At 40.1% G+C, this 8,792-nt stretch carries 8 protein-coding genes; 5 read left to right on the forward strand and 3 right to left on the reverse strand.

Going from position 1 to position 8,792, the window contains the following annotated elements; all coding sequences use genetic code 11:
- Positions 1-160: 160 nt before the first annotated feature.
- The 3 genes from aroC to PTT44_RS04425 form a co-directional block, all read right to left on the reverse strand.
- A complete protein-coding gene (gene aroC, locus PTT44_RS04415) occupies positions 161-1,252 on the reverse strand; it encodes a chorismate synthase (protein WP_168159958.1) in 1,092 nt (363 codons plus the stop codon).
- Between the two features lie 15 nt (positions 1,253-1,267).
- Positions 1,268-2,278, reverse strand: a complete 1,011-nt coding sequence (gene prmB, locus PTT44_RS04420; RefSeq protein WP_026056415.1) for a 50S ribosomal protein L3 N(5)-glutamine methyltransferase — start codon at positions 2,276-2,278, stop codon at positions 1,268-1,270.
- A gap of 105 nt (positions 2,279-2,383) precedes the next feature.
- Positions 2,384-2,773 carry a lysozyme inhibitor LprI family protein gene (locus PTT44_RS04425; RefSeq protein ID WP_273795548.1) on the reverse strand — a complete coding sequence of 130 codons (390 nt, stop codon included), beginning with the start codon at positions 2,771-2,773 and terminating at the stop codon, positions 2,384-2,386.
- 226 nt (positions 2,774-2,999) lie between these two features.
- Here PTT44_RS04425 and PTT44_RS04430 point away from each other — a divergent pair, with 226 nt between their 5' ends.
- The 5 genes from PTT44_RS04430 (at position 3,000) to PTT44_RS04450 (ending at position 8,638) form a co-directional block, all read left to right on the forward strand.
- The gene (locus tag PTT44_RS04430) at positions 3,000-3,305 is read left to right on the forward strand and encodes a hypothetical protein (protein WP_058951948.1); all 306 of its coding nucleotides are present in this window, start codon (positions 3,000-3,002) and stop codon (positions 3,303-3,305) included.
- A 157-nt stretch (positions 3,306-3,462) separates the two neighbouring features.
- Positions 3,463-4,836: an ABC1 kinase family protein gene (locus PTT44_RS04435; RefSeq protein WP_004693012.1), complete on the forward strand. Its 1,374-nt coding sequence runs from the start codon at positions 3,463-3,465 to the stop codon at positions 4,834-4,836.
- Positions 4,837-5,067: 231 nt separating this feature from the next.
- Positions 5,068-6,354 (forward strand): acyl-CoA dehydrogenase family protein, encoded by a 1,287-nt coding sequence (locus PTT44_RS04440; protein WP_171527570.1) that lies wholly within the window; start codon positions 5,068-5,070, stop codon positions 6,352-6,354.
- Positions 6,355-6,371: 17 nt separating this feature from the next.
- On the forward strand, positions 6,372-7,571 hold the full coding sequence (locus PTT44_RS04445; RefSeq protein WP_168159961.1) for an acyl-CoA dehydrogenase family protein: 1,200 nt from the start codon (positions 6,372-6,374) through the stop codon (positions 7,569-7,571).
- Between the two features lie 506 nt (positions 7,572-8,077).
- Complete coding sequence (locus tag PTT44_RS04450) at positions 8,078-8,638, forward strand: lytic transglycosylase domain-containing protein (RefSeq protein ID WP_010326766.1); 561 nt, start codon at positions 8,078-8,080, stop codon at positions 8,636-8,638.
- The last annotated feature ends 154 nt before the right edge of the window (positions 8,639-8,792 follow it).

An 8,792-nucleotide genomic window follows, 5' to 3' on the forward strand; every position in this document is an offset into this window, starting at 1 on the left:
ATAGGTAAGATGCCGTTTTCTGAGTATCGTGATAACCATAACGTGCATAATATGCTAGCAGCTCTTTTTTACATTTAAGATTATCTTTTCATACGCAAATAAAAAAGTCAGACCGAAGTCTGACTTTAATGTGTACTCTCTTAAATATAAAGAGAATTTTCTAGTATTCAATCGGCGCAAAAGGTGCAACGACGTCTGCATTTTGAGCACGATGACGCATAAAGTGATCCATTAAAACAATCGCAAACATTGCTTCTGCAATTGGAGCCGCACGCACACCCACACAAGGGTCATGACGACCTTTGGTTAATACGTCAGTATCTTCACGATTAATATTGATCGTTTTACCTGGTGTGGTAATAGACGCTGTTGGTTTCAACGCAATTGCAACACGGATGGTTTGACCACTCGAAATACCGCCTAAAATGCCCCCTGCATGGTTCGCAAGGAAACCATCGGTGGTTAACTCATCACGGCTTTCATGTCCAAACTGACCCGCAACAGCAAAACCATCACCAATCTCAACACCTTTAACAGCATTAATAGACATCATGGCATGGGCAATGTCAGCATCTAGACGGTCAAAAACAGGCTCACCCCAACCTACAGGCACTTTTTCAGCCAAAATTTCAAGCTTTGCCCCACAACTAGTGCCTTGCTCACGCAATGAAGTTACCAGTGCTTCAAAACGCGATACGGCATCGACATCGCCACAGAAAAATGGATTATTAGGTACTTCATTCCAATCCAATTTTTCCGCAATTTCAGTCCCAATTTGGGTCACATGACCACGAATTAAAATACCAAACTTTTCAGCCAAGTATTTTTTCGCAATTGCACCCGCAGCCACACGCATAGCCGTTTCACGCGCACTTGAACGACCACCGCCACGGTAATCACGAAAACCGTACTTTTGTGTATAAGTATAGTCCGCATGTCCCGGACGGAAGCTTTGTGCAATATTACCGTAATCTTTGGATTTTTGATCGGTGTTACGAATCAATAAACCAATTGGTGTGCCTGTTGTTTTACCTTCAAACACACCTGAAATGATTTCAACTTCATCAGGTTCTTTGCGCTGCGTCGCAAATTTAGAGGTGCCCGGCTTACGACGGTCTAAATCTTTTTGTAAATCGTCTGCTGTAAGCTCAAGACCCGGTGGAACACCATCCACAATCGCCATTAAGCCTACACCATGAGATTCACCACAAGTCGTTACACGGAAGAGTTGCCCTATACTATTACCTGCCATGTCTAACGACTCCTTTTATGCTTGAACAGATTGAATGAATAAATCACGGAATTGACGGCATTGAGCCGCAGTCAATGCAAAGATTCCTGTACCGCCTTTTTGGAACTGTAACCAGTAAAAATCAACAGTATTAAAGTTTTGGCGCATTGCCCATTCAGAATTACCCACTTCAATCACGATGAGACCATCTTCAGTTAAGTAATCTGGCGCTTGAGCTAACATTTTACGAACCAAATCTAAGCCATCTTGACCTGCCGCCAGAGCCAATTCTGGTTCATGGTGAAATTCTTCTGGTAAGTCTGCCATGTCTTCAGCATCCACATAAGGTGGGTTCGACACGATGAGATCATATTGATTTTCAGCAGGAATTTTGGAGAACAAGTCGGACTCAAGTAAAGCCACTTGATACTGTTTGTCGTGGTGTTCCGAGTTAATTTGAGCCACTTCTAAAGCTTCTTTAGAAATATCCGTTGCATCTACTTCGGCATCTGGGTACGCATAAGCTAAAGCAATCGCGATACAACCTGAACCCGTGCACATATCTAAAATACGTTGTGGCGTTTTTGGATTCGGGTTTTCTGGCAAGTTATTGACTGCCTCACCCATTTGGCCATTTTCACCTAAGCAATAAGGCGCAAAACGGTTTTGAATCAATTCTGCAATCGGTGAACGTGGAATCAGTACTCGTTCGTCGACATAATATGGTTTGCCATCAAAATATGCCAAATTAAGCAAATATGAAGTCGGTACTTTTTCATTAATACGACGTTCTAATAAGCTTAAGACTTCTGCCTTTTCGCTTGGCAGTAACTTCGACTCTAAGATTTCAGCATCCGCATTCCAATCTAAAGATAAAGTTTGTAAAACCAAAGCTGAACTTTCAGCAAAATAGTCTTCTGTACCTTGACCTAAATGTGCATCGTATTGACGTAATGCTGTCACTCCAAAACGGATAAAATCACGAATTGTGCTTAAGTTTTCAGCGGCTTCCTGTATATGTTCAGGGCTAATAGTCGGGCGATCCACTAAAGGCGTCTCCAAGGTCATAATAAAAACGCCTTATGATACCCTGTTTTTCTATGATTTATAATGTTTTGATGCACAGCAAACACATTTTCATACGCTTTGCGCTTATTTGCTTATACGGCCTGTACGTGCTTCGTACATATCTGCACGGGTTTGCGTCATTTGCATCAGACACGAAATACGCTGTAATTCAGTCTTTTCATTTTTCACGATAGGTTTATTATTACAAATCTGATCACGCTGCACTAGCCATTGTTGATGAGACTGTTTAACCAATCCTTGCTCATCTACAGGAGCCTTCGCCAAATACGGCTTAAATACTTTCTTTAAGCGTTTCTTTTGTGCTTTATATTCTTTACTCATACATGCATCAATTTCACTCAACACATTGCCAGTTTGCTTCATGCATGCTTCATATTTTTTAGTTGGGCCCATTGCATAGGCTGAACCACTGAACAATCCCACAACAAGCAACGCACTAAATATTTGTTTCAATTCCTTTCCCCAAAGCAAATTTTCTTCATTCATTTTTTAATCTAGTCATTCACAGCATCTGCGTGCTGCAGCGCTTTAATATAACATCCTATTTTGTATGAACATACTAGCCCCCTATAAAATTTCCACTGCACAGCTTTTTACATGAACTCACAGGCTTTGCATTGAAACCTGATCAAACAGCCTTATTATAAGGTGAGTTCTTCTGCCAATATTCCCCAAATTTATGAGTTATAAACACAACAATTTAATGGCGATGCGTGAACGCTATTGGAATGACACCGAAAACAATCATGTCGCCACTGAAAAAGCCTATTTCCAAAAGCTGTTACAGCAGCAAGGGATCTATGAATATGCAACCATTGAGGATGCTCGATACTTCTTTTTTAGTCTACCGAGCATCATCATTGTTAAAGGTTATGCACATGGATTTATGCACCAACCAGTACAAGAAATGATCCTGCAACACATACAAACACATAAAGATGAATTGATTCAGAAAAATACCCTTAAAGTAAAATTTCGCATGTAACAATCCCGATTAGGCTTTATTTAGATAGTTGCTTAACACTTATGGCCTTTTTTAACTCGAGATTCAGCAAGTTGAACTTTTTTAATACGTGAATACACGATATTATCCGTTACAATCTAAAATGCTGCCCTTGCTGATGAAAGGATTTTACTGAATTATGTCAGATCACAACGATAAGCTTAAACAACTGAAAACCTCCTCTATGGATCGTCGTTTATCGATTGCCAAAGCTTCGTTGCTTGCTGGAACACGTTGGGCTGCTTCTAATGCGACAACTATGTTTTCTAGCGAAGAAGAAAAAGAAAAGAAACGCAAAAAAGCAATGAAAGAACAGGCCGATTATCTTGTTTCTGAAATAGGCAAACTTAAAGGTTCTATTGTCAAAATTGGCCAAATGATGGCACTTTATGGTGAACACTTTCTACCTGAAGAAATCACGCAAGCCTTAAATACTTTAAATAATCAAACAGTCGCTTTAGCGTGGCCTGCGATAAAACAGCAACTACACAGCCAGTTGGGTTCTAAACTAGATGATTTGACCATCGATCATGAGCCACTGGGCACTGCATCACTGGCACAAGTCCACCGTGCAACGCGTAAGTCTGATGGTTTAGAGATGGTATTGAAAATTCAATATCCTGGCGTTGCTGAAGCCATTGACTCAGACATGAGCCTGTTCAAAAACATGCTTAAACTGACACGTATGGTGCCGCAAACACGCGAGTTCGACCAATGGTTCGATGAAGTTCGTGAGATGATGCACCGTGAAGTCAATTATAAAATTGAGGCTGCAACCACACGCCGCTTTGCTGCTCGCTTAAAAGAAGACCCACGCTACATCGTGCCGCAAATTATAGATGGCTACTGCACAGACCAAGTATTGTGTATGACATTTGAACGTGGCGTGCCGATTAACAGCCCTGTCATGCTGTCTCTTCCGCAAGAACGTCGCAACAAACTCGGCGAAGCATCACTTGAAATTGCGGTACGCGAGATTTTTGAATGGGGTGAAATGCAGACCGACCCGAACTTTGGTAATTACCTCGTTCGCTTAGGTAATGGTAATGACATCTTGGACAAAATTGTTCTGCTTGATTTTGGCGCAATCCGACAGTTTGATGAACACTTACTCGGTGTAGCACGTAAGCTCATTCATGCTGGGTTTAATCATAGTAGTGAAGAAATGGTTCAAGCAATGACAGGATATGAGTTTTTCGACTCTATCCCTCAAAGCATTAAACCCGATATGGCTAAAGTCTTCTTACTTGCAACTGAAGCATTCAGCAGCCCAAGCAATAACCCAGACTTACCTGCTGGTGTTATGGATGAACACTTTGCTTATGACTGGAAAGCAAGCCAGCTTCATAGCCGTGTAATGCAGCAAGCTTCAAAGTCAATGGCATCTCGCTATTTCAGTGTTCCTCCGAAAGAGTTTATGTTTATCAGCCGTAAATTCATCGGTGCTTATACCTTTATGACTGTGATTGAAGCGAAAACCAATGTTCGCGCTATGGTCAAAAAGTTTATCTAAAAGTACATTGACCAAAATGATGCAATGTCATTTTGGTCAATTGATCAATCACGTCAATTTCCAACGATTTAATAAAAAACTTAAAAAACAAAAGATTAGAATAATTTAAAACACACCACCTACCGTTTATCTTTGACAATACATCATGTCAGTCATGACATAGTTATTCGTGTGCCGCTATGTCAGCATAAAACCACAGAATAATTCTGCTGGATGAAAATAATGACAAATATGGTAAATAAGGCGCAGGGATTTGGCTTATCACTGATCACAAAAATGGCAAGTAGCGACGTACTTGACCAATTAAAGCTTAGAAAATTTGTGGAGAAATCGCTTTATCAAGGCTCAAAAGCGGGCTATAAGACTCTATCAAAAACACAAAAAGCCTTTAAAGCCAATAAAGATTTGCATAAACAGCGACTCAATAATCAAGAAAAATCATTGTTTGATCTGAACTATTCAGAAGATCAGCAAATGACTATCGACAGCATGTCACAGTTTGCAGCGGATGTACTTTCCCCATTAGCCGCAAGTGCCGATCAAAATGAGACTTTTCCAACAGAGCTTTGGCAATATATTGAAGAGCTAGGTCTGAACTTTTATGCTTTGCCTGAGGCACTTGGGGGTGTCGCTGCTGAGAAAAATATTCTGAGTAATGTACTTATTGCAGAGCATCTGGCCAAAGGTGATTTTAGTTTAGCCGCGGGTATGCTCTCTACTTTTAGTGTGATTAATGCCATTACACAATGGGGTTCTGAACAAGTACAGGCTTTATATTTAAACAGTTTTGCGCAAGACAGTAGCATTCGCGCTAGCTTTGCAATTCAAGAAGCTACGCCTGCTTTTAATCCTTACCAGCTAAAAACCAAAGCCATTTCACGTGATGGTCAATATTTTATCCAAGGTGAAAAGACACTGGTACTATTGGCTGAAAGTGCAGATATTTTCCTTGTCAGTGCTGAACTTAATGGCCAAGCTGAAGTTTTTATTCTCAGACGTGATGAAAGTATTCAGTTTAAAAAATCTCCCGCTATGGGCCTCAAAGCTACCGAAACAGCAACTTTAATTTTTAATCAAACTCCTGCTTTACGCTTAGGTGATGAAGATTTCAACTACACGGCATTTTTAGACCTCGGCAATTTAATGTGGTGTGCAATGGCGGTTGGCACATGTGAAGCGGTCAAAAAATATTGTATTGAATATGCCAATGAACGCACCGCCTTTGGTGAACCCATTTCCCACCGTCAAAGTGTTGCATTTATGATTGCCGATATGGCCATCGAAATTGATGCCATGCGTATGCTCATTCTAAATGCCGCAAGTCTAGCTGAATCTGGGCAGACATTTCACCGTGAAGCCTATTTAGCACGCTTACTTTGTGCCGAAAAAGCCATGAAAATTGGCACCGATGGTGTACAGATTTTAGGTGGGCACGGATTCACCAAAGAACATCCTGTTGAGCGTTGGTATCGTGATTTACGTGCAACAGCAATTGTTTACTCTGGTCTACATGCATAATAAAAAGGAAAACTGGCATGAATTTACAAAACCCTAAGAAATTTAAATTACTGATTGATCAAGCCCACCAAGTGGCCATCAATGTACTTCGCCCTATCTCCCGAAAATACGATAAAGCTGAACACAGCTACCCTAAAGAACTGGATATGCTGGCATCTTTAGTCGATGGTATGAATGAAGGCGGTGAAGGTATGAATGCGGGGGCTGCTGTCGGCAAGCGAGGTACCAATCAACAAGGCAATAAAAATGGAGTGAATCTCTCTACCGCTTTAAGTGTAATTGAAATGTGTTATGGAGACACCGCTTTACTTCTATCAATGCCCCGCCAAGGGCTTGGAAACTCAGCAATTGCAGCTGTTGCCAATGAAGAGCAGTTAGAGCGTTTCAAAAACACATGGGCAGCCATGGCAATCACTGAACCAAACTGTGGCTCGGACTCTGCTGCTATTCGTACTACGGCAACAAAAGTTGGTGATGATTACATCTTAAATGGTGAAAAGATTTTCGTGACTTCAGGTGACCGGGCCGATGCTATCGTCGTTTGGGCAACTCTAAATAAAAAATTAGGTCGTTCAGCCATCAAATCTTTTGTGATTCCTAAAGGAACTGCTGGCATGACAGTAGAACGGTTAGAGCATAAGCTAGGAATTAAAGCCTCTGATACCGCAGTTATTCGTTTAATCGACTGCCGAGTGCCAGCCAAAAACCTACTAGGAAATGCGGAAATTGACATTGCTAAAGGCTTTGCTGGCGTGATGGAAACTTTTGATAATACCCGTCCGCTCGTTGCAGCGATGGCTATAGGCTGTGCCAAGGCCTCACTAGAACGCATTAAAGAGATCTTCAGCGATTGTTTGAATCCTCAATATATAACGCCATACTTACAAACGACTCATATTGCGAGCCAAATTTATCGTATGGAAGCCGAATGGGAAGCGGCTCGTTTACTGACCTTAAAAGCTGCATGGATGGCAGATAACAAAAAGCCAAACTCAAAAGAAGCCTCCATCTCCAAAGCCAAAGCTGGTCGAATTTGTAATGAAATTACCCTTAAGTGCGTTGAACTTGCATCAACAGTCGGTTACAACGAAGATGAGCTTTTAGAAAAATGGGCAAGAGATTCTAAAATTCTAGATATTTTTGAAGGTACGCAACAAATTCAGCAACTCATTATCGCACGCCGTGAACTCGGAAAGTCATCGAGCGAATTGAAATAATATAAAACATCTCATTCAGATATGTTGATGCCATAGTTTTTATAAATAGAAGATTATGGCCTCACATTGAAGTAATATAAAAGTAGAAATTACTGGACTTAAATTCATGCTATCTAACAACGGCTGAACTTATTTGTTGGACTTCAAAAAACGTATCGCTATCACAGAACTTAGATTTATTGAGCAAATTTAATATTTGGAGAATAGTAAGTCTTACCAACTTAGATACTGCTTAGGCTATTTATTATAAGCAAGAAGAATTTCTTTGACTTGTCCATGCAATCACCTATAAAAAAGTTAAATACTATGGGGTTATATGACAAAACTATCTTTGCAAGTGGATCTACTAACAGCATAAAATCTAGAATTTCAATTAATCGCCTCTATTTAGCTTAAATAAAGTACGGATTTAACAAAACCATAAAATAGTACCTTCTGTCTCAACTTGACTGTAATTGCACAGCTCAATATGATCTTCTCAGACATTATACCAATGGATATACAGTTTGCTGAATTATCAACGATACTTGCCAACATCTCATATTAAAGCTAAATCTGTTTTAATTTTAACAACAACTTTAATATTTACTGGTTGTTCATCACTTGGTGGCGGTTCAGTTGAAAAGCGTTCAGCAAAATTAGCCAATGGCATTCAAAAGGCATATGCTGTTGAACCAACAACAGCACTACGTATTGCACCTATGATTGTACAAAGTGCAGATCGTTATAATGTGGATCCATTACTAGTTGCAGCAGTCATAAGACAAGAGTCTAGCTATAGAAATTATGCTGTTTCCCCTGCTGGTGCTATTGGACTTACTCAAGTTATCCCACGCTATTGGCAACAAACCTGCCCTGGCGATTTATTTGAAGAGATTAATAATATTAATTGTGGCACCTATATTCTCGCTAGCTATAACCAAAAAGCAGAAAGTTGGCCCAAAGCTTTGGCTTATTATAATGTCGGTCCAACAGGATACCATTCGACCTGGAAAATGAAGCGTCAAGGAAAGAAATATGCCAAACAGGTTAAAGCACATCAAAAAAACTTAAAAGATGCTCTGTAACCTTTTTTAAATAAGACATAAAAGTCAGCAACTGCTGGCTTTTTACCATTTAGGCCCTTATAGATAAGCTATTTCACTTGTTCTCTATCTCTTTTTCCCTCTTAATAATTCTTTATTTATATTATTTAATCTTCCGCCCATAAAAAAATCCCCC

The organism is Acinetobacter sp. Gutcm_16 (assembly GCF_028649355.1).
Taxonomy (GTDB): domain Bacteria; phylum Pseudomonadota; class Gammaproteobacteria; order Pseudomonadales; family Moraxellaceae; genus Acinetobacter; species Acinetobacter johnsonii.